The following is a 19,460-nucleotide window of genomic DNA, read 5'->3' on the forward strand; positions in this document are numbered from 1 at the left end:
TTGATAATGGTTGAATCTTTCTCAAGAACACTGCCGAACCTTCTGCATGACCAGTATTGATTCGCCGTCTCAGGCCGGCCGCGGCGGTTCGATCGATCGCGATTTATGAACGTCCTGTCGCAGCAAGCTCCCTGAGTAGGGCTTGAGTCAGCCTCATTCGATCTGATCGAGTATTGGGCAGTCGGCCGCGCGTCGCCATTACAGCGGCGCAGATAACGGAGCAGGCCGATCAATCCCGCCCCGCCCCTGCCGCGCGCAATGGCACAACTTCGTCAATTGCGAGCATTCGCGACAGTTCCGGCTGCGCGCCCTCTTCGGGCGGCGGCGGATTCGCGCTGGGGCGCCCGGGCAGACCGCCCGTCAGTTGAATATGGGTTTCCGAATAGGCGAGCTTGAGGAGATTGTCGGTGCATTTGCACTATGCGAGACGACACCGAGCGTCAGCGCGGGAAATAGGTGTTCTCGGTATCGAGAACCCGCATCATGCCGTCGAGCCTCGCGGTCTCGAGCGTGACTGCGTTACGCTGCTGAATCCAGCGGTTGAAATCGGCGAGCGCGGCCGCGTTACGCGCCTGCTGGGCCTTGCGCCGCTGGGCAAGGATCACGGCGTGCTCTGCGCCGCGCGCGGCATTGGCCGCGTCTTCCGGTGAGTGGACCTGCTCGCGGATGACACGATCGATCTTGGCGCGTTTGTCCGCCGGCAATCCCTCGATCGCGGCAACCATGATGGCATGACGCGGACCGGCGTGGGTTAGCGCCGTGCGCAGCGAAGCGTCGGCCATATAGCGCCGCTGCAGCTCGGCCCGCTCGCCCGGCTTTTCGGTCATGTCCGGAGCATCCACCCCGGCGATGCGGGCAATGAAGCGGTTGGAAGCGTCGAGCGCACGGATGTCGGCGAGCGTGACCAGCTCGCGCCGCGCCTTGTCCTCGACGAGCACCGGATCGTAGCGATCGAGCAGCTCGATCGGCAACGGATCGCTCAGCTTTGCCCGGCCGTAGTGCAATTGCGTACGAAACTGATGACGCACTTCCGCCCGGCGGATCGCGTTCGCGCGGGCGAATTGGGTGAGCAGCGCACTGGTTTCCGTGTCCTCCTTGGCGTAGGCAGCGGAATCCTTGGCACGATCGCGCGCCTCGGCCTCCGCCAGTCGGGCCCGGTCGGCAGCGCCGAGGCGCATATCGCCGACGAGCTGCAGAAACCGCATCGTCGGTGTCTCGACGGATTGAGAGGACGACGAAGACGCGCGAGTCTCGGGCAAATTCGCGCGCTTCTCGCCCTGTATATTTGCCGCGGTCGAACCCTGATCACAGGCGCCGAGCGCCAGCACGAAGCCCAGCATCATACGCATGGCTTTCCTCTCGCGCGAAAGCCCGTGACATGTTGGCGACAGCGGGCGCGCAAATGCGCTAGACGCCCCCGAACGCAAGATCAACTGACCCAGGCGGCGTTACTGCAGACTAGACTTACGAATGCGACACGATTTTTGCTTCGTAGTGGCGCATTTCGGCAATCTCGGGAACGAAAGCGCGGATCGCCGTTAGAAATTGCGGGAAGTGAGGACCGCGGCGGAAGCCCTGCGTATGCGCTTCCGCACTCGTCCATTCGATGCGCAGAATGAAGCTTTTCGGCTCTTCGTCACATTGGGCAAGTTCATATGCCAGGCATTCGGGCGCGGCACCCAGATGCTTGCACGCTTCTTCATACGCGGCGATCAGCTCCGCCGGCTCATGTTCAACGAGAGTATAGCGGATATATTCGATAGCCATGACAGGTCCTCGCTACGCATGAACGCAAAGGCATTGTTCGTCGGCGCACCGCGATTGACGGCCCGGTCGATCCACAGCATCGCATAAGGCTTCAGCAAGCGGGCGGAACGAAGCGGGCCGGCGTCGATCGCCTCGAATCCCAGGTCTTCCACGAGCTGGGACACCAGCGGCTTGCGGGTCTCGTCGTCGCCTGCGTGAACATGGCAGGGCGCGTGGGATACCCCTTTCCGACATTGCCTGCACCAATGATTGCAATTTTCATCGTGATCCCTGATCCGTCATGTCCTTTCACTAGAGGCAGCGGTCCGCCCTGTTCAACGAACCATTTGGTGCGTGCGAGGTGTCATGAAGCGATTGAAAAGCAGCTACGGCTGTCCGGTCGAGTTGGCGCTCGAATTTGTGGGCGGCAAGTGGAAGACCGTCGTCCTGGCCTGGCTGAAAGAGGAACCGCAACGCTACGGCGATCTGCGCGGCCGCATCGAAGGAATTTCCGACAAAGTGCTGACGGAACGCCTCAAAGAACTCGAGCAGCTTGGTCTCATTCAAAAAAAGCCCAGTGCGACAGGTGATTCTTCTCTAGTCTATTGCCTGAGCGATCGTGGAGAGAGCCTGAGACCGGTGCTGGATGCGCTATACCATTGGGGCAACGCCATCGCGCAGGAACTTCCGACTACGATAAAACCTCTGCAGCGGGTCTGATCGCGCGCGCAAGCCGATCATTGCTTTCAATTTGCCGATCGATAACAATCCGCTTTCAAGGATGAGCCTTCGCTAGGCGGATATCGCATCGGCCTGATTTGCCGCGCTGAGATAGGCGCGGCAAGCGCGCGGCAGCTCCCGACGCAGGCAGGCAAGATCGCGCTCCGATGCGCCAGCTTCCATGACCGCGCGTACCGAACCGCCAATCAGCGCCATGAGCATGAAAGATATCGAATCGAGATCGTCGAAATGCCCATCCGGTGCGGTCGACAGCAGGCGTCCAAACTCCCGTCGGATGCATTGCAGGCCTCGTTCCATCAACTCCGCGATATCGAATTCGGTGGCGATGGCGTAGATCGCGCGCGAGGTCGCCATGTCCGCCGTTTTGGCATCCAGCCATGCGTTCGCCAGCCCGTCCGCGATTATCGCGAGTGCGCTTCCTTCCAAGCGTTCGACGGCGATCATCATGGACCTTTCGATCGTTTGGAGATGGCGCTCGAGTGTTGCGAACAGCAGAGCCTGCTTGTGAGGAAAATACTGGTACATCGTGCCGACCGAGACGCCCGCCCGTTCGGCAACCCGCGTCGTCGTGAGACGCACTGCCCCGTCCGCCAGCAAAACCTGAATCGTAGCCGTGTGGATCGCCTCCACCGTCGCGGTCGAGCGCGCCTGTTGCGGCGTTTTCCGGGGCCGGACGAGCGATGGCACGGGGCGGTTCATATGCGAATACCGAAGCTGAAGGATCATTCATATCTAGGCCCTGCACAGGCGACCTCGCAAGGAGATATGCAATGAACACCGTCCTCATCACCGGTTCCTCGACCGGCTTCGGCCGCGCCACCGCCGCCCATTTCCTGGAACGCGGCTGGAACGTCGTGGCGACGATGCGCGACCTCACAGCCAGCACCTTGCCTACTTCGGACAGGCTGCGTGTCCTGCCGCTCGACGTGACCGATCCGGCATCGATCGAGGCGGCGGTCGCCGAGGCGGAGGCGATCGACGTGCTGGTCAACAATGCCGGTGTCGGTTGGCTCAACGCCCTCGAAGGCACGCCCATGGAGACGATGCGCCGGGTCTTCGAGACGAACTTGTTCGGCACGGTGGCGATGATGCAGGCGGTGCTGCCCGGAATGCGCGAAAGGCGTTCGGGCGTGATCGTCAATGTCAGTTCGAGCTCGACCCTGAAGCCGCTGCCGCTGCTCTCGGTCTATCGGGCCAGCAAGGCCGCATTGAACGCATTGACCGAGTCGGTGGCGATCGAGCTCGCGGAATTCGGCATTCGCGCGCGGGTTGTCTTGCCGGGCATGGCGCCCACGACCAGCTTCGCCGGGACGGCGCAGGAATGGATTGCCGAGCATGGCGGCTTTCCCGAACCCTATGCCGACTTCGCGCATCTGACCTTGGCGCGAATGCAAAGCGTCGCCAGCGGGGAGGTGACCGAGGCGCAGGACGTGGCGGAGGCGGTCTTCCACGCGGCGACCGATCCGGAATGCCCGATGCTGCTGCCGGCCGGAGCCGATGCAATCGCTTGGTCGCAAGGCCTCTGACCGGCCGCTTTCGGAATCATGGAATAGAAGCGGAGTCGGAATGTCCGAGGTGCCTGTCGTCGCAAGTTCCTGACATCTCGATGAGCCGTTCGGGCACCGAACGGCTCACGCATGGGTCAGAACTTGATCGATACGCGGCCGTAATAATAGCCGCCGTTGATCCCGTACGGCGAGAAGGTCAGCGGCGCGTCGAGAACGCTGCCGCCGTTCACCAGCGTGAAGTCGCTCGTGCCGGGCACCAGCGCGACCGTCGGCGGTTTCTTGTTGAACAGGTTGTTGGCGCCGATCGTGAACGTGACCGTCTCGTCGACGGTATAGCTGGCGTCGAGATCGATGATCAGCGCCGTGCCGATCTCCTGCTTGTAATAGGTGCCGCCATTGGGCGAGGCATAGGTCGAGCTGTGGCCGAAGACGGTGCCGCGCAGCGCCGCGGCAAAATCGCCGAGGCTGTAATTGGCCGAGCCTATCACCTTCACCTTCGGCGACGCGGTTTCCAGATTGGCGATCGCCGACCTGTCGAACAGCGCGATGGGCGCCGCGCCGCCCGGCGGCGTGAGCTCGGCCGGGGCGAGCCCGATCCGCGTCGCCTTGGTCTCGTTGTAGGTCCCGGAGACCATCCAGTCGACCTTGCCGGCGGAACCGAAGTCACTGGCGTAGCTCAGCACGAGGTCGACGCCGCGCGTCCTCGTATCCGCGCCGTTGGTGAAGATGTTGATGCCGGTCTGGCTCACCGTCGGGTCGAGCACGTTGCCGTTGGCGATGATGGCCTGCGTCACCACGGGGAAATTGACCGCGCCGCCGCTGCCGAAGATCGCCCCGGTGCCGAGAATGCGGTTGCGGATCTTCACCTGATAGGCGTCGAGCGTGACCACCAGCCGCGGCGCCGGCCTGAACACGAGGCCCGCGCTGTAGTTGGTCGACTTCTCGGGTCGGAGGTCGCTGAAGCCGAGCAGCTTGGCTGCGGCCGAATTGGCGGGAAGCTGCACGAAGGCCGAGGTCGGAGAAACGTTGGTCGCCGAATAATAGCCCTCGGCGAGCGTCGGCGCCCGGAAGCCGGTCGAGATCGTGCCGCGGAGCGCGACCGCCGGGCTGAAATCATACCGTCCCGTCGCCTTGTAGGTCCAGGTCGATCCGAAGTCCGAATAATCCTCGTAGCGCAACGCGCCGTCGAGTTTCAGCCCATCGACGGGTTCGGCCGAAAGATCGAGATAGGCGGCCCAATTGTGCCGGCTATGCTCGCCCGCATCGGACGGCCGGAAGCCCGGATAGGACTGCCCGCCCTCCTTGTAGATCGACGCCGGATCGCCCGAACCGATCTCGTAGATGTTCTTGCGATACTCTCCCCCGAACGCGACGTTGAGCGGGTTCGCCATCCCGAGCTCGACGTCCTTGGAGAAATCGGCATTGGCGGTCCATTCGGTCGCCTTGAAGAAGCCGTTGTAGAATTCGGTCGGGGTGAAATGGGTGTCGATGAACAGCGAGCGATTGGCCGAGTCGAGCGTGTAGATCAGGTTCTTGTCCTGCCCGAAACTCAAGCTGATGTCCCAGCGGAAGCCGTTCAGCTCGCCCTTGACGCCGCCCACCAGCGCGTAATCGTCCTCGCGGATGCCTTCGCGCGGGCTGAAGCCGTTGGGCGGGATGTCGCCTTCGGGGTCGAAGACGATCGAGCCTGGCGCGCCGAGCGATCCGCCGACGCCCAGCACCGGCGAGGCGATGATACGATCGGGCACGCGCAGGTTTTCATAGGCCGACGCGATGCGCTTCGAATAGGTGCCGAAGCTGTAGAACTTCACGTCGCCGAAATCATAACCCGCATTGTATTGCAGGTTGGTGAGGTGCGAGCGCGCGTCGCCGGTGATCTTGTTGACATAGGGAAAGCCGGGAATGCCGGCATAGAGCGCCTGCTGCGCCGGGGTGAGGTTGGTGCGCAGGGTGCCGCTGGTGTCGGTCACGCGCCGGTCGAGGCCGCCGACCTGGCTGAAGTCGTGAAAGCGGTGGAAGGCGGTGAGATTGAGGAAGCCGTCCTCGCCGATCTTCGTGCCGAGGGAGAGGGTGCCGGCATAAGTCTCCCCGCCGGTATCGTAATAGGAGCCGCCGGTAGCGGTCGCTTCGCCGCCGCTCGCGTCGTCCTTGAGGATGATGTTGATGACGCCGGCGATGGCGTCGGAGCCATATTGTGCGGCAGCGCCCTGTTCCAGCACCTCGATCCGTTTGATCGACCCGGGCGTGATGAGATCGAGATCGGCGGTCGCCGCGCCCTGATAGGGTCCGCCCAGCACCGCAAGATTGGCGGTGCCATGTCGGCGCTTGCCGTTCACGAGTACCAGCGTGTGGTTGGGGCTGAGGCCGCGGAGGCGTGCCGACAGGGTCAGGTTCGCGGTGTCGCCGCCGAACGCCTGCGCATTGAACGATGGAACGAGCTGCGTCAGCACCTGGTTCAGGTTCGGTTGGCCCACGCGGCTGAGCGCCGTGTCGTCAAAGACCTTGATCGGCGTGGCGCTTTCCGCCGCCGTGATGCCGACGACGCGCGTACCGGTGACGATGATTTCGTCGACGGTATCGGCGCTCGTCGTGGCGGAAACCGCGGTCGACTGGGGATCGTCGGGCGCAGCGGCCGGCGGCCCGCTTGCCGCCTCGTCGGCCGTCTTGGCATGTGCCCCGGCCGCCCACAATGTGCCCAGCGCAAGTGCCGCAATCGATACCGTTCTTTTCATCGTGAAGGCCCCTTTCAAGAGAAAGCCTTCAGGTCCCCCTCCCACTCGATGCCGTTCGCGAAGACGCGGCGGACCTGTCTTGTCCTTGCTCGTCGCGACGCGAACGGATTGGCTGCCGCGCCCACCGGGCGTGGCAACAGGCGATCCGGATTTCGTGATAGGGCCGCGCGGCGGTGACGCGCGTGGGTGCCGTTGGCGTCTCGTCGTTCGGACAATGCGCGAACGGCGCTTGATCGCATCAGGCGACCCAGACCTTGTCGAGCGCCTTGCAGAAAGCGGTCATGTCCCTCATCGAACCGACGGTCACGCGCGATACCGTGGGCCAGACCGGCCAGGAGCGGCCGATCTCCACGCTCTGGGTCCGGAAAGCGGCCTGCATGTCCTTCGCCGGCTTCGTCTTCCAGTCGATCATGAACATGTTCGCCTCGGTCGGCATGACCGTCAGCCCGCGTTTTCTGACATGCTCGAGCGCGAACGCGCGCGCCTCCTGCATCTGCGCACGACGCTGCGCGATTAGCTGCCCGGCCTGGATGCTTGCCGTCGCGCAGGCCAGCGACGGCAAGGGCAGAGCGCCCGACTGCATCCCGCCATCATAGCGCATCATCTTCGTGATATTGGCCGGATTGGTCATGATGAATCCCATCCGCATCCCGGCCATGCCGAAGATCTTGGAGAAGGTCCGCATCACGATCACGTCGGGATATTTGGTCGCCATGTAGGATGCGACCGGCGCGCCGGCGAAATGGGTATAGGCCTCGTCGATCAGCACCATCGATCCCGCCGGCTTGTTGGCGATCAGCCACTCGATATCGGCCAGCGGCGTGATCGTACCCGTCGGATTGTTGGGCGTGCAGATGTAGAACAGTCCGGCATCGGGGTCGGCCGCCAGCATCGCTTTCACGTCGTGCCGGAAATCCGGCGTCAGCGGCACGGTCTTCACCGGCGCGCCGAGCCACGTCGCGGTGCGGCCGGCGAGCTCGAAGGTGGGGTCGGCGGTCACCAGCCCTTTCGTCGGCGAGCAATAGCTCACCACCGCACGCGACAGCGGGTCGCTCGACCCCGGCCATGGAGCGACGTGGTCGGCGGGCACCCCCTCGACGGCCATCACCGCCTTGATGAAATCGTTGCGCTCGTTGTGCGGGGAATAGCGGTTGCTTCGCGCGACCATCTTCTCCGCCGCGGCGCGGCCCGGCCCGAGCGGTCCGGTCCAGCACTCGTTGGCGCCGATCCGCGTCTTTGCGCTCGGCGCCGGATCGGGCACGCCGCCCGACGCCCAGGCCGGCCGTCCGCTCGCCGCCGCCAACGCGCCGACGCCGAAGACCGTGGCGAGGCGCGCGAGATCACGGCGTGCATAGCCACGGCTGAGGAGATCATCGGTTGCCGCCTCGCTGAGCGCGGTCCCGCTGGCGCTTTCACAATCGGTCATCTTCGATACTCCCTTGTTCGCCGGCCTTGTCGCCGGTGGTCGTCCGCAACGGTGCCCCCCGAGGAACTCAGAATTTCATCGCGTTCCTCAACATCACGATCGAGATGAAGACGAGATAGAGACCGAACACGCGCTTGAGCGGTCCGGGCGGCAAGCTGTGTGCGGCAGCGACGCCGAGGGGAGCCGTCAGTATCGACATCGACGCGATGACGGCCGTTGCCGGCAAGTTGACGTAGCCGAGCGATCCCCAGGGCAGGCCAGGCTGGCGGAAGCCGATGACGGCGAAACCGATCGCGCTGGGGATCGCGATCAGCGCGCCGATGCCCGAAGCGGTCGCGATCGCCCGATGGATCGAACGGCCGCAGAGCGTCATCACCATGATGGCGATCGTGCCGCCCCCGATCCCAAGCAGCGAGGAAAAGGTGCCGAGTCCTCCGGCAATGGCGGCGCGAGGTGCGAGCCCCGGCATCGAATCCGAGATCACATGATCACTCAGACGCGGCACCAGGAAGTTCAATGACATCAATAGCACGCCGACGGCGAAGATGATCAGGAGAACATGCCCATCGACATGGTCGGCAAGGATGACTCCTGCGGCATCTCCGAAGATCAGCCACGGCGCCCATGCCTTCAAAATCTCGAATTCCACCGCGCCGCGCTTGGCGTGGGATCGAAGGGATCGAAGTGACGTCAGGATAATCGTCGCGGCCGACGTACCGATGGCGACGTGGGCATATTGATGCTTGTCGCCGCCCAGCAGCGGCAGGACGAGCATCAATGCCGGCACGACGATGAAACCTCCGCCGATGCCGAAAATGCCCGCAGCAAATCCGGCAACAAGTCCGGCGCATAGCAATGCGGTCAACGGAATCAGCCAAAAGCCTTGCGAAGCGGCCAAGATTCACCCCCTTGAGTGTGAGGCCTCTCCAGTTGCGCCGCTCGTTGCTGTCCGCCGCGCCTATCGCTCAACAAGCTGTGCAAGTGTTCATTCTGGCAACAAAAAACTCCAGACCTCGCGTTTCCGTCAATTAATTTGCCGCTAGGGATCAATTATCGGCGCCATTCCATCGATTGGCGGAGCGGTCGATCGCCAACGGACTGCTTCTAGAGCGGTCCATTCACACACGGCTCGACTCAATTGCGGAGCCGGTCAGCCCTGCAGAGGGCCAGCCGCTCCGGCAGCTCACGAAACCGAGCGACCACATTCGGATCCCATTGGCCGGAACCTGAACGTCTGGTTTCGGGCGCTGGATATGGGACAATGCCTCAATTGGCTCTTGCGTATTCCGTTGTGCAGCGCATCATTACCGGCCTGTGGCGGAGGGCGGATGGCCTTTTTCGAGATGATCGATCGATCGGGCACGGTGCGGCCCTGCTATGCCCAGGTCCAGCGCTGGGTCGAGGAGGTCGGCATCGAAGAGCTGGGACGGCGGCTCCAGGAAGCCGAGACGATCTTCCGCCGCATCGGCATCACCTTCGCAGTCTATGGCGAAGGCGGCGACCCCGAACGGCTGATTCCCTTCGACCTGCTCCCGCGGATCTTTTCGGCCGCGGAATGGCGTATGCTCGACCGCGGCATCCGACAGCGGGCACGCGCGCTCAACGCCTTTCTTTACGACGTCTACCATCGCGGCGAGATCATTCGCGCGGGGATCGTGCCAGGCGAGCTGGTCTATCAAAACCGGGCCTTCGAGCCGGAAATGATCGGCTTCGATCCGCCGGGGCGCGTCTACAGCCACATCGTCGGCATCGACATCATCCGCACCGAGGAGGACGGCTTCCAGGTGCTGGAGGACAATTGCCGTACGCCCTCCGGCGTCAGCTACATGCTCGAGAACCGCGAGATCATGCAGCGCATGTTCCCCGAGCTGTTCGCGTCCACGCGCGTGGCGCCGGTCGACTCCTACCCCAACGACCTGCTCGCGACGCTCAAGGAAGTGGCGCCCGCAGGCGCCGGCAGCGATCCGACGGTGGTCGTGCTGACGCCGGGCTCGTTCAACTCGGCCTATTACGAGCACAGCTTCCTCGCCGACCTGATGGGAGTCGAGCTGGTCGAGCCGATGGACCTCTATGTCGACGACGACAAGGTGTGGATGAAGACCACTGGCGGCCCGAAGCGCGTCGACGTGATCTATCGGCGGATCGACGACGACTTCATCGATCCCCTCACCTTCCGGCCCGATTCCATGCTGGGCGTGGCCGGCCTGTTCGGCGCCTATCGCGCGGGCGGCGTCACGTTGTGCTCGGCGCCCGGCGCCGGCATCGCCGACGACAAGGCGATCTACCTGTTCGTGCCGGAGATGATCCGTTTCTACCTTTCCGAAGCGCCGATCCTGCAGAATGTGCCGACCTGGCGGTGCGCGCTGCCCGACGAATGCGCCCATGTGGTCGGGCATCTCCACGAACTGGTCGTGAAGGAGGTGCACGGCTCCGGCGGCTACGGGATGCTGATCGGTCCGAAGGCGACGCGCGCGGAGATCGCCGCCTATGCCGAGCGGATCCGCGCCAACCCCGCCGACTTCATCGCCCAACCGACGCTCGATCTTTCGACCGCGCCGGTGCTGGGCGCCAGGGGCGTCGTCGGCCGTCACGTCGACTTTCGACCCTATTGCCTGGTCGGAAAGCAGATGCGGCTGGTTCCCGGCGGGCTGACCCGCGTCGCGTTGACCGAGGGGTCGCTCGTCGTCAATTCGTCGCAGGGCGGCGGCGTCAAGGACACATGGGTGCTGGACGACTGACATGTTGAGCCGCACTGCCGAGAACATCTTCTGGATGGCCCGCTACATCGAGCGGGCGGAGAGCACGGCACGCTTGATCCAGATGGGTCAGCGCATGGCGATCCTGCCCGGGCCGATCCACCGCGAGGAATGGCGCTCGGTGCTGCGGGTGACCGGATGCGACGGCCTGATCGACGGCGAGCGGCCGGTGGCAGAGGCGGATATCGTCCACCTGCTGCTGCTCGACGAAACCAATTCCTCGTCGATCCGTGCGTGCCTGCAGCGCGCCCGCAACAACGGTCGAGCCGTGCGCACGGCGCTCACACAGGACATGTGGGAAGCGCTCAACGAGGACTGGCGGCGGCTGGAGCTCTACGACGTCGTGCGAGCGAGGCGCGATCTCGCTGAGCTGATTGATTGGGTGAAGACCCGGGCATCCACCTTCCGCGGCGCGGTCGAGACGGGGCAGCTGCGCAACGAGGGCCATGACTTCCTGCGCATCGGCGGGGCGCTGGAGCGCGCGGAGATGACGCTCCGGCTCCTCGACGTGAAATATTATGTGCTGCTGCCCGAGACCGCCGTCATCGGCGGCGGGCGCGATCATTATCAGTGGACCTCGGTCCTGCACGCCTTGTCGGCAGCGCGCGCCTATCATCATGTCTATGGCGGCGGCGACTATACGCCCTGGCGGATCGCGGACCTGCTGATCCTCAATCCGCAATTCCCGCGATCGGTGTCGTTCTGCTTCGGGCAGATCGGCTGGCACCTCGAACGCCTTGCGCGGGCGCACGGCCGCCGCAGCGCCGCGCATGAGACCGCCGCGACCATGCTGTCCGAGCTGCACAGCCGCGAGAGCGGCGAGATTTTCGAGGGCGGCCTGCACGAGTTCGTCCAGAACGCGCTCTTCGTCACCAACCAGCTGTCGCGCGAGATCGCGCACGCCTATCACTTCGCCTGACATGCTGCTCGTCGTCCGCCATTTGACTCACATGCGCTATCCCGAAGGCGCGGCCGGCCTGGCGCTGCGGCTCAAGCTGTTTCCGCAGAGCTTCGAGGGCCAGCGGGTCGTCGAATGGAAGGTCGAGGTCGACGGCGAGGAGATCCGGCCCGCGATCGTCGGCGGCTATGGAGAGCACCTGGCGCAATGGCTGAGCCAGGGCCACCGCGACCAGCTCGAGATCGTCGCACACGGCTGCATCGATACCGAGGACAAGGCGGGCATCGTCAAGGGCCTGCGCCATGCGAGCCCGCCGGCGATCTTCCTTCGCGATACACCGTTGACCGCAGCGGATACGGCGATCGCGACGCTTGGCGACGGCTTGAACCAGGGTGCAGACGTACTGGCAGGCCTTCACGCCCTAAGCGCCCGCGTGCGTGAAGCGCTGCCCTATCGCGGCGGCATCACCGACAGCGGGACATCGGCTACGGCCGCGCTCGCCGGCGACGGCGGGGTGTGCCAGGATCATGCGCACATCTTCATCGCCGCGGCGCGGGCCCAGGGCGTGCCGGCGCGGTATGTCGCCGGTTACCTGCTGGCGGGCGAGGAGACGGATCAGCAGTTCGAGACGCACGCCTGGGCTGAAGCGTTTGTCGGGAGGCTGGGCTGGATCGGGTTCGACGTGACCAACGGCATCTGCACGACCGAGCGGTACGTCCGCCTGTGCATAGGCCTCGACGCCCGTGATGCCGCGCCCGTACGCGGGATCGTGATCGGCGGAGGACCGGGCACCGTCTCCGCCGATGTCCGCATCGCTCGCAGCGAGGGCGATATCGCAGCGATTCAGCAACAGCAGCAATGATCCGGGAGCGCGACTTCACATGACCTATTGCGTCGCGGTGCGTGTCGCCGAGGGTCTGGTGCTGCTATCGGACACGCGGACCAATGCCGGTGTCGACAACATTTCGCGGTTTTCCAAGATGTTCATCTGGGAGGCTGCGGACGAGCGGGCGATCGGCATGATGACCTCCGGCAATCTGTCGATCACCCAGGGCGTCATCAATCGTCTCAACACCCGGATCGAGAAGTCGGGCGAAGACTCTTCCGTCGAGACGATCCTCAATGCCGAGAGCATGTACCGCATCGCCGAACTGGTCGGCGAGGCGATGCAGGGCCTGCAGGACCGCTATCGCGACTCGATCCAGGCGGAGGGCGCCGGCGCCGATGCGACGATCCTCGTCGCGGGCCAGTGCAAGGGCGGGCAGCACCGGCTGTTCATGGTCTACTCGGCGGGCAATTTCGTCGAGGCGACCGAGGATACGCCCTATTTCCAGATCGGCGAGCACAAGTATGGCAAGCCGATCCTCGATCGGGTGCTTTCGATCGAGACACCGCTCGACGAGGTGGTGAAGGCGGTGTGCGTATCGATGGATTCGACGTTGCGCTCGAACCTGTCGGTCGGAATGCCGCTCGATCTGGCGGTGATGCACCGGGACAGCCTGGCGTTCGATACGCGGGAGCGGATCGAGGCGGACGATCCGCGCTTTCTCGCCATTTCGCAGCACTGGGGTGAGGCGCTCCGCAATGCCTTCAAGGGCCTGCCGGATATCGGTTCGAGCGCCTAGCTCCCTGCCCGGAAGACCTTCCCCAAATGTTCAACTCCCGAAATCCGCTAGATTGGCGCTAGGTCGGATCGACCTTTACTCCGAAGGAAGTGCGACCCTTTTCAATCCTCCCTAGGTGCGTGGGGACCTTCGCCCGCGCCGGTTGCATGGATAGCGGCCGCGATCGCCTTCATATCGCTCGAATCCAGCTCCAGCGATGCCGCCGCGATCCACCCGTCCACCTGCTCCGGGCTGCGCGCGCCGACGATCGCGCCGGTCACCGCCGGCCAGGCGAGCACCCAAGCGATCGCGGCCGCAGCCCGGCTTACCCCATGGCACTCCGCCACCGGCACGAACGCGTCGGCGAGTGTCAGATTGCGCTGCAACGCCTCCCCGGTGAAGTCGGGATGACGCGACCGCCAGTCGTTCGCGGGCAACCGCGCGATACGGTCACCCGAAAAGCCGCCGGACAGGAGCCCCGACTGCATCGGGCTGTAGACGATCACCCCCGTCCCATGCGCCGCGCACCAGGGCAGCTCGCGCTCGGCAGCGGCGCGGTGGATCGCCGAGAGCGGCGGCTGCAGCGTGTCGACATGACCTAGGACCTCAGCACGGTCGAGCTGCGCGGCGCTATGGTTGGACAGGCCCACCGCCCGCACCTTTCCCTCGGCCTTGAGGTCGAGCAGCGTCTGCCAATACTCCTCCAGCGGAGTGCCGTCGTCGGCCGGCCAGTGCATCTGATAGAGATCGATCACGTCGACGCCGAGTCGGGTGAGCGAGGCCTCCACCTCCCGACGGATGCTGTCGGCGCGGCCGACCCTGAGCTTGCTGTTGCGGTCGTCGGGCAGCCAGACCTGCCCGCATTTGGTGAAGACATAAGGCCGCTCCGACTGCGGCATCCCCGCGATCGCCCGGCCGACGATCTCCTCGGAATGGCCGAGCCCGTAGATGGCGGCGGTGTCGATCCAGTTGATCCCGCGTTCGACCGCGTGGCGGATCGCGCGGATCGACGCCGCATCGTCCTGCGGCCCCCAGCCGACCGCCCAGTCCGGCCCACCGATCGCCCAGGCGCCGAAACCGACCCGCGTGATCGCCATGCCGGTGCGGCCGAGCGCGCGGGTCGGCAGGCTGGTGGTTGCGGTCGCCATGAACGTTCTCCTGCGGATATGCGGCTGTCGCACCCCTCATCGGGCAGGTCTTGATCCTGCGCGCATCCTTTGCTTCGACCGGCGATCGGGTCGGTCCTTGATCCTGGTTCCCCAAATTCCTGTCCAGCACCGCCAGCGCCTCAGCCGCATGTTGACCGGGTCCGCATCGTTTCCCAGCACCGCAACAGCCTGTTGTTCAGCTTGAGATCGTGAGGTCGTCCCATGCGCGCGCCTTTCATCGTCGGCATCGGCGGCACGCCCGCTGCCGGTTCTTCCACTGAGGCCGCGCTGCGCCTGGCATTGGCCGAGGCCGGGCGGCTCGGCGCGCGAACCGAGCTTTTCGGCGGCGAAACGCTTTCCCGGCTCCCGCTGTACCTCACCGCAGGCGCACGCAGCTCGTCGATCGCCGAAGCGCTCATCGCCGCGGTGCGCGCGGCCGACGGGCTGATCATCGCCAGCCCCGGCTATCACGGCTCCGTGTCGGGGCTCGTCAAGAATGCGCTCGACCATCTCGAGGAGACCGCACGCGATCCGCGGCCCTATCTCGACGGCGTTCCGGTGGGCCTGGTCGTGACCGCCCACGGCTGGCAGGCGACCGGCTCCACGCTCGCCACGCTGCGCTCGGTCGTCCATGCGCTGCGCGGCTGGCCGACTCCGCTCGGCGTGACGGTCAACGCCGCGGTCAGCCGTTTCGTGGATGGCGTCTGCACCGATCCGGCCGTTTCGGCCCAGCTCGCGCTGGTGGGGCAGCAGGTCCTCGGTTTCGCTCAGTTGCGGTGCAGCACGTCCACGCACCCGACCGACCAGGCGAGGTCGACCCCGGCCGCCGCGCTTCATGCCGCGAATTAATCGCTAGACTCCTGCCATTTACACGAGAGCCCTGCAATCGGGCGCGCCGAATTGCGACACTTTGACGTCAACTAGTTATTCGCTCGCGCACAAGACCCGCGCCCCGCTTCGATGGCTCAATTACCCCACTTTGGGCACGTCCTCGCGAGAAGGGAGCCCGGGAGGCGACACACGAGCTTCGGGGGGACCGGTCATGGTGTACAGGCTGCGCAACAAGATGCTGCTCGCGGCGGGCGCTTCGACGCTGGCAATGGTGCCGGCCGGAGCATGGGCTCAGGCGGTCGCCAGCGCCGCGAGCACGGCGAGCGATCAGGAGCAGCTCACCGACATCGTCGTCACGGCGGAACGGCGCGACGTCAATCTCCAGGAGGCGCCGCTGTCGGTCTCCGCGGTCACGGCGGAGAAGCTGAGCGAGGCCAATGTCACCGAGGTCACCGGGCTCAACGGCCTCGTGCCCGGCCTGGTGGTGGCGCGCAGCGGCGGCGGCGAACGCATGATCTCGATCCGTGGCATCGGCTCCGAGACGCCGGAGAACACCAATACCCAGCCTGGCGTCTCCTATCACGTCGACGGCGTCTACATCTTCAACTCGATCGCCGCGAACGCCGCCTTCATCGACGTCGGCCAGGTCGAGGTGCTGCGCGGGCCGCAGGGCACGACCTTCGGCCAGGGTTCGACCGGCGGCACGATCAACGTCGTGACCAACCAGCCGTCGCTCAAGGACTTCGCCGGCAATGCCAACGTCGGCTTCGGCAACTATGGCCTGGTCAAGACCGATGCGGCGGTCAACCTGCCGCTCGGCTCCACCTTCGCGATCCGCGGTGCCGTGCAGCATCTGGCGCACGACGGCTATGCGATCGCGACGGGCGTGCCGGGCCAGCCCGAATATGAGCTCGACCAGCAGGACGAGACCGGGTGGAAGGCGGCCGCGATCTGGGCGCCGGCCGACAATTTCTCGATCACGCTCAGCACGATCCAGTATGAGAGCGACACCCACGGCCCGGCGCAGAAGAACATCCTCGATCCCGACCCCGATCCGCGTCGGCTGTCGCAGGATTATCCGGGTCGTTCGGTGATCGACACCGAGCTCTATTACGGCGTCGCCCGCCTCGAGACGTCGTTCGCGGTGATCAAGTCGATCACCAGCTACCAGAAGCTCCACAGTATGCAGGCCTGGGACGCCGACGGGCTGACGTCGGACCTGTTCTACGACGTGACCTACAGCCCGCTCACCTTCGGCGGCGACCGCTACGACCATGTCCCGCTGTGGCGGACCGACACCGAGAGCTGGACGCAGGAGGTCAACCTCGCCTCCAACGGCTCGGGGCCCTTCACCTGGATTCTCGGCGGCGTCTATCTCTGGTCGAAGAACTCGCAGTACATCGTCGAATATCGCGACTCCGATGACGATATCCTGCGGCCGGCGCTGCCCGCGGACACGCCGTTCGACGATCCGCGCCTCGCCTCGCTCACCTATGCCGAGCTGTCCTCGATCACGCGCGAGGCCTGGGCGGCCTATTTCGAGGGGAAATATGAGATCACCGACGCGCTGGGCGTGACCGGCGGCATCAGGTACAACCACGACAAGTTCACCGGCGAATCGGCGACCAACAGCGACGTCCAGATCTCCGGCGCCTATCTCCAGCCCGCGCCGCGGCCCGGCCTCAGCAGCGACGCATGGACCGGGAAGGCCGCGGTCGAATACAAGCTCTCGCCGTCGAACATGGTCTATGCGAGCTACACGCGCGGCTTCAAGCCGGGCGGGCTGAACTCCTCGGCGCCCTATGCCGCACCCGCGCTGCTCGGCTTCGCGAACGGTACCCAGCCGACCTACAAGGCCGAGACCGTCGACTCGTTCGAGATCGGGTCGAAGAACCGCTTCCTCGGCAACACGGCACAGCTCAACGCTTCGGCCTTCCTCTACAATTACAGGAACATGCAGTTCCTCGACGAGGATGCGGTGCTCTACGGCGAAGGCATCGCCAATGCGCCGAGCGCGCGCATCTACGGCCTCGAGCTCGAAGGCTCCTGGCTGATCGACGATCACTGGTCGATCGACGGCACGGTCTCGCTGATCGACGGCGAGTTCGACAAGGACTATCTCGCGCTCGACCCGGTCGCCGCCACCGCGGCGCAGAACGCGGCGGGCTATCCGAGCTGGCTGTTCTGGGACAATTTCTACGCCGCCTCGGTCGCGCGCGAGGCGGCGCGGCGGAACATCAACGGCAACAGCGTGCCCAAGATTCCCAGCGTCCAGGGCACGGCAAGCGTCAGCTACACCGCCCATCTCGGCCCCGGCCAGCTCACCGCCAAGGCGCAGTACATCTACCGCGGCAAGTATCAGTACCGGCTGTTCAACGACTCCGCGACCGATACGACGCCGAGCTACAGCCAGGCCAACCTGTTCGTCCGCTACCAGCCCGACGATACCAACCTCAGCTTCTCGTTCACCGTGACCAACCTGTTCGACGAGGACGGCATCAACTCGCGCTTCTCGGACCCCTATGGCAGCGCGCAGACCTACGACACCTACATCCCGCCGCGGCAGGTGATCGGAACGATCGGCTACAAGTTCTGATCGCGGGTGGCGCGGGCGCCATCCATCGCCCGCAACCGTCATCCCGGCTTTCGCCGGGATGACGACGAGGAGCCGGGACGGCGGTCCTCCGTCCCCTCCGCCAGTCAACTCTTCGGGCGCAGGCGATCAAGCCTTGCGCGCGCGAACTCCTAGTCTCTGCCCTCGACAATCCGGCACCATGAGGAGCGCCCCAGCATGTCGCGCAACCTGCTGATCATGATCTCGGTCTCGCTCGGCTTCTTCTTCGTGACCGCGACCACCTTCACCTCGCTCGGCTATGTGCTCTACACCATGGTCGCCGAGCTCGGCTGGTCGCAGGCGGCGGCCGGGGCCAGCTTCTCGCTGCTCGGGTTGGCGTGCGGGCTCAGCAGCCCGCTGCCGCCGCTGCTGATGAAATGGGTCGGCACGCGCTTCACCATGTTCGCCGGCGGCCTGGTGCTGGCCGCGGCCTTCCTGCTCGCCTCGCTCGTCAGCGGCATCGGGCTGTTCTTCGTCGCGACCATCCTGATGGGGATCGGCTTCTCGCTCGTCGCGCCGTCGCCCGCCATCTATCTGATCGCGACCTGGTTCCCCAAGACGTCGGCGCGGCTGATCGGCTTCTACTTCATGGCCGGCGCGCTCGGCGGCGTGGTCGGACCGCTGATCGTCGGCGCCATCGTCGGTGCAAGCGGAAGCTGGCGTGTCCACTGGATGGCGATGGCGGTCGCTGCGCTCGTGCTCGGCGTGATGTTCCTGTTCACGATCCGTGACGCGGTGCGCGTCGAATCGACCGAGCAGGTGAAGAATGCCGGCGTCGCGCAGACTGCGGCCGTCGAGGACTCGCGCTGGACGGTACGCCAGGCGATGATGAGCCGGTCGTTCGTGATCCTCGCCATCGGCATGATGGTGATCCAGACCGTCGTCACGACGATGCATTCGGTCCTCGTCACCCATGTCGCGGGCCTCGGCGGCGGCAGCGCGCCGGGGGCGCTGGCGATGAGCCTGCTCGCGCTGACCGGCACCTTTGCCAAAGGTATCTCCGGCGCGCTCAGCGAGCGGATCGCCCCCAAGACATTGTTCGCCGCCGGCCTGGCGCTCCAGTGTGGCGCGGTGGCGCTGCTCTGCCTGACCGCGACCCCGGGCTGGGCCGTGGTGTTCGCGCTGATCTTCGGGCTCGGCTGGGGCTTCTCATGGCTCAGCGCGCATGTGCTGCTGCTGCGCTACTTCGGCAGCGCGATCGCCGGCGACCTCACCGCGATGGCGACGATGGCGACCACCTTCGCCGTGCTCGGCCCGCTCTCGGCCGGCTGGGTGGCGGACCGCACGGGCAGCTTCGTGCCGATGTTCCTGGTGTTCACGCTGATGCTGGCCGCGGCACTGTTGCTGGCCATGCTGCTCCTGCGCGCGCCGAAACAGCGGACTCCCGAACTCTCCACCACCGAACCGATGCTGGTCCCGGCCGAATGAACCGGCCCCTATTCCCACCACAGGTGAT

General features: G+C 65.2%; 16 protein-coding genes. 9 read left to right on the forward strand and 7 right to left on the reverse strand.

Annotated features, from left to right (window positions below; all coding sequences use genetic code 11):
* Positions 1-440 precede the first annotated feature (440 nt).
* On the reverse strand, positions 441-1,349 hold the full coding sequence (locus ACMGER_RS12325; protein ID WP_436812429.1) for a hypothetical protein: 909 nt from the start codon (positions 1,347-1,349) through the stop codon (positions 441-443).
* A gap of 115 nt (positions 1,350-1,464) precedes the next feature.
* Positions 1,465-1,767 (reverse strand): putative quinol monooxygenase, encoded by a 303-nt coding sequence (locus ACMGER_RS12330; protein ID WP_436812430.1) that lies wholly within the window; start codon positions 1,765-1,767, stop codon positions 1,465-1,467.
* Between the two features lie 345 nt (positions 1,768-2,112).
* On the opposite strand from ACMGER_RS12330, the gene ACMGER_RS12335 reads away from it, so the two are divergent.
* Positions 2,113-2,466: a winged helix-turn-helix transcriptional regulator gene (locus tag ACMGER_RS12335; protein WP_436812431.1), complete on the forward strand. Its 354-nt coding sequence runs from the start codon at positions 2,113-2,115 to the stop codon at positions 2,464-2,466.
* Between the two features lie 72 nt (positions 2,467-2,538).
* On the opposite strand, the gene ACMGER_RS12340 is transcribed toward ACMGER_RS12335, so the two are convergent.
* Entirely contained in the window at positions 2,539-3,186 is a 648-nt protein-coding gene (locus ACMGER_RS12340; protein WP_436812432.1) for a TetR/AcrR family transcriptional regulator, read from the reverse strand.
* A 71-nt stretch (positions 3,187-3,257) separates the two neighbouring features.
* Between ACMGER_RS12340 and ACMGER_RS12345 the strand changes: the two genes are divergently transcribed.
* Positions 3,258-4,013 (forward strand): SDR family oxidoreductase, encoded by a 756-nt coding sequence (locus ACMGER_RS12345; protein ID WP_436812433.1) that lies wholly within the window; start codon positions 3,258-3,260, stop codon positions 4,011-4,013.
* Between the two features lie 116 nt (positions 4,014-4,129).
* Here ACMGER_RS12345 and ACMGER_RS12350 read toward each other — a convergent pair whose 3' ends face one another.
* The 3 genes from ACMGER_RS12350 to ACMGER_RS12360 all read right to left on the reverse strand — a co-directional run bounded on the left by ACMGER_RS12350 (position 4,130) and on the right by ACMGER_RS12360 (position 9,051).
* A complete protein-coding gene (locus tag ACMGER_RS12350) occupies positions 4,130-6,727 on the reverse strand; it encodes a TonB-dependent receptor plug domain-containing protein (protein WP_436812434.1) in 2,598 nt (865 codons plus the stop codon).
* Between the two features lie 238 nt (positions 6,728-6,965).
* A complete protein-coding gene (locus tag ACMGER_RS12355) occupies positions 6,966-8,153 on the reverse strand; it encodes a pyridoxal phosphate-dependent aminotransferase (protein WP_436812435.1) in 1,188 nt (395 codons plus the stop codon).
* Positions 8,154-8,220: 67 nt separating this feature from the next.
* Positions 8,221-9,051: a sulfite exporter TauE/SafE family protein gene (locus tag ACMGER_RS12360; protein ID WP_436812436.1), complete on the reverse strand. Its 831-nt coding sequence runs from the start codon at positions 9,049-9,051 to the stop codon at positions 8,221-8,223.
* A 430-nt stretch (positions 9,052-9,481) separates the two neighbouring features.
* Between ACMGER_RS12360 and ACMGER_RS12365 the strand changes: the two genes are divergently transcribed.
* From ACMGER_RS12365 to ACMGER_RS12380, 4 genes are read left to right on the forward strand one after another with little or no spacing between them, the layout of a single operon-like run.
* Entirely contained in the window at positions 9,482-10,891 is a 1,410-nt protein-coding gene (locus ACMGER_RS12365) for a circularly permuted type 2 ATP-grasp protein (RefSeq protein ID WP_436812437.1), read from the forward strand.
* Between the two features lies 1 nt (position 10,892).
* Positions 10,893-11,828, forward strand: a complete 936-nt coding sequence (locus ACMGER_RS12370; RefSeq protein ID WP_436812438.1) for an alpha-E domain-containing protein — start codon at positions 10,893-10,895, stop codon at positions 11,826-11,828.
* Between the two features lies 1 nt (position 11,829).
* On the forward strand, positions 11,830-12,669 hold the full coding sequence (locus ACMGER_RS12375; RefSeq protein WP_436812439.1) for a transglutaminase family protein: 840 nt from the start codon (positions 11,830-11,832) through the stop codon (positions 12,667-12,669).
* 19 nt (positions 12,670-12,688) lie between these two features.
* Positions 12,689-13,432, forward strand: a complete 744-nt coding sequence (locus tag ACMGER_RS12380) for a proteasome-type protease (protein WP_436812440.1) — start codon at positions 12,689-12,691, stop codon at positions 13,430-13,432.
* Positions 13,433-13,533: 101 nt separating this feature from the next.
* On the opposite strand, the gene ACMGER_RS12385 is transcribed toward ACMGER_RS12380, so the two are convergent.
* Positions 13,534-14,559, reverse strand: coding sequence for an aldo/keto reductase (locus ACMGER_RS12385; RefSeq protein ID WP_436812441.1), 1,026 nt, complete (start codon positions 14,557-14,559; stop codon positions 13,534-13,536).
* 222 nt (positions 14,560-14,781) lie between these two features.
* On the opposite strand from ACMGER_RS12385, the gene ACMGER_RS12390 reads away from it, so the two are divergent.
* The 3 genes from ACMGER_RS12390 to ACMGER_RS12400 all read left to right on the forward strand — a co-directional run bounded on the left by ACMGER_RS12390 (position 14,782) and on the right by ACMGER_RS12400 (position 19,432).
* Positions 14,782-15,408: an NADPH-dependent FMN reductase gene (locus tag ACMGER_RS12390; RefSeq protein ID WP_436812442.1), complete on the forward strand. Its 627-nt coding sequence runs from the start codon at positions 14,782-14,784 to the stop codon at positions 15,406-15,408.
* Between the two features lie 193 nt (positions 15,409-15,601).
* Positions 15,602-17,986 (forward strand): TonB-dependent receptor, encoded by a 2,385-nt coding sequence (locus ACMGER_RS12395; RefSeq protein ID WP_436812443.1) that lies wholly within the window; start codon positions 15,602-15,604, stop codon positions 17,984-17,986.
* Positions 17,987-18,181: 195 nt separating this feature from the next.
* Positions 18,182-19,432: an MFS transporter gene (locus ACMGER_RS12400; protein ID WP_436812444.1), complete on the forward strand. Its 1,251-nt coding sequence runs from the start codon at positions 18,182-18,184 to the stop codon at positions 19,430-19,432.
* Positions 19,433-19,460: the final 28 nt, after the last annotated feature.

It is taken from the genome of Sphingomonas astragali, assembly GCF_051400615.1.
Classification (GTDB): Bacteria; Pseudomonadota; Alphaproteobacteria; order Sphingomonadales; family Sphingomonadaceae; genus Sphingomonas.

Coding starts and splice junctions, on each gene's coding strand:
- ACMGER_RS12325 (WP_436812429.1), bottom strand. CDS start 1,349: ATGCGTATGATGCTGGGCTTCGTGCTGGCGCTCGGCGCCTGTGATCAG.
- ACMGER_RS12330 (WP_436812430.1), bottom strand. CDS start 1,767: ATGGCTATCGAATATATCCGCTATACTCTCGTTGAACATGAGCCGGCG.
- ACMGER_RS12335 (WP_436812431.1), top strand. CDS start 2,113: ATGAAGCGATTGAAAAGCAGCTACGGCTGTCCGGTCGAGTTGGCGCTC.
- ACMGER_RS12340 (WP_436812432.1), bottom strand. CDS start 3,186: ATGAACCGCCCCGTGCCATCGCTCGTCCGGCCCCGGAAAACGCCGCAA.
- ACMGER_RS12345 (WP_436812433.1), top strand. CDS start 3,258: ATGAACACCGTCCTCATCACCGGTTCCTCGACCGGCTTCGGCCGCGCC.
- ACMGER_RS12350 (WP_436812434.1), bottom strand. CDS start 6,727: ATGAAAAGAACGGTATCGATTGCGGCACTTGCGCTGGGCACATTGTGG.
- ACMGER_RS12355 (WP_436812435.1), bottom strand. CDS start 8,153: ATGACCGATTGTGAAAGCGCCAGCGGGACCGCGCTCAGCGAGGCGGCA.
- ACMGER_RS12365 (WP_436812437.1), top strand. CDS start 9,482: ATGGCCTTTTTCGAGATGATCGATCGATCGGGCACGGTGCGGCCCTGC.
- ACMGER_RS12370 (WP_436812438.1), top strand. CDS start 10,893: ATGTTGAGCCGCACTGCCGAGAACATCTTCTGGATGGCCCGCTACATC.
- ACMGER_RS12375 (WP_436812439.1), top strand. CDS start 11,830: ATGCTGCTCGTCGTCCGCCATTTGACTCACATGCGCTATCCCGAAGGC.
- ACMGER_RS12380 (WP_436812440.1), top strand. CDS start 12,689: ATGACCTATTGCGTCGCGGTGCGTGTCGCCGAGGGTCTGGTGCTGCTA.
- ACMGER_RS12385 (WP_436812441.1), bottom strand. CDS start 14,559: ATGGCGACCGCAACCACCAGCCTGCCGACCCGCGCGCTCGGCCGCACC.
- ACMGER_RS12390 (WP_436812442.1), top strand. CDS start 14,782: ATGCGCGCGCCTTTCATCGTCGGCATCGGCGGCACGCCCGCTGCCGGT.
- ACMGER_RS12395 (WP_436812443.1), top strand. CDS start 15,602: ATGGTGTACAGGCTGCGCAACAAGATGCTGCTCGCGGCGGGCGCTTCG.
- ACMGER_RS12400 (WP_436812444.1), top strand. CDS start 18,182: ATGTCGCGCAACCTGCTGATCATGATCTCGGTCTCGCTCGGCTTCTTC.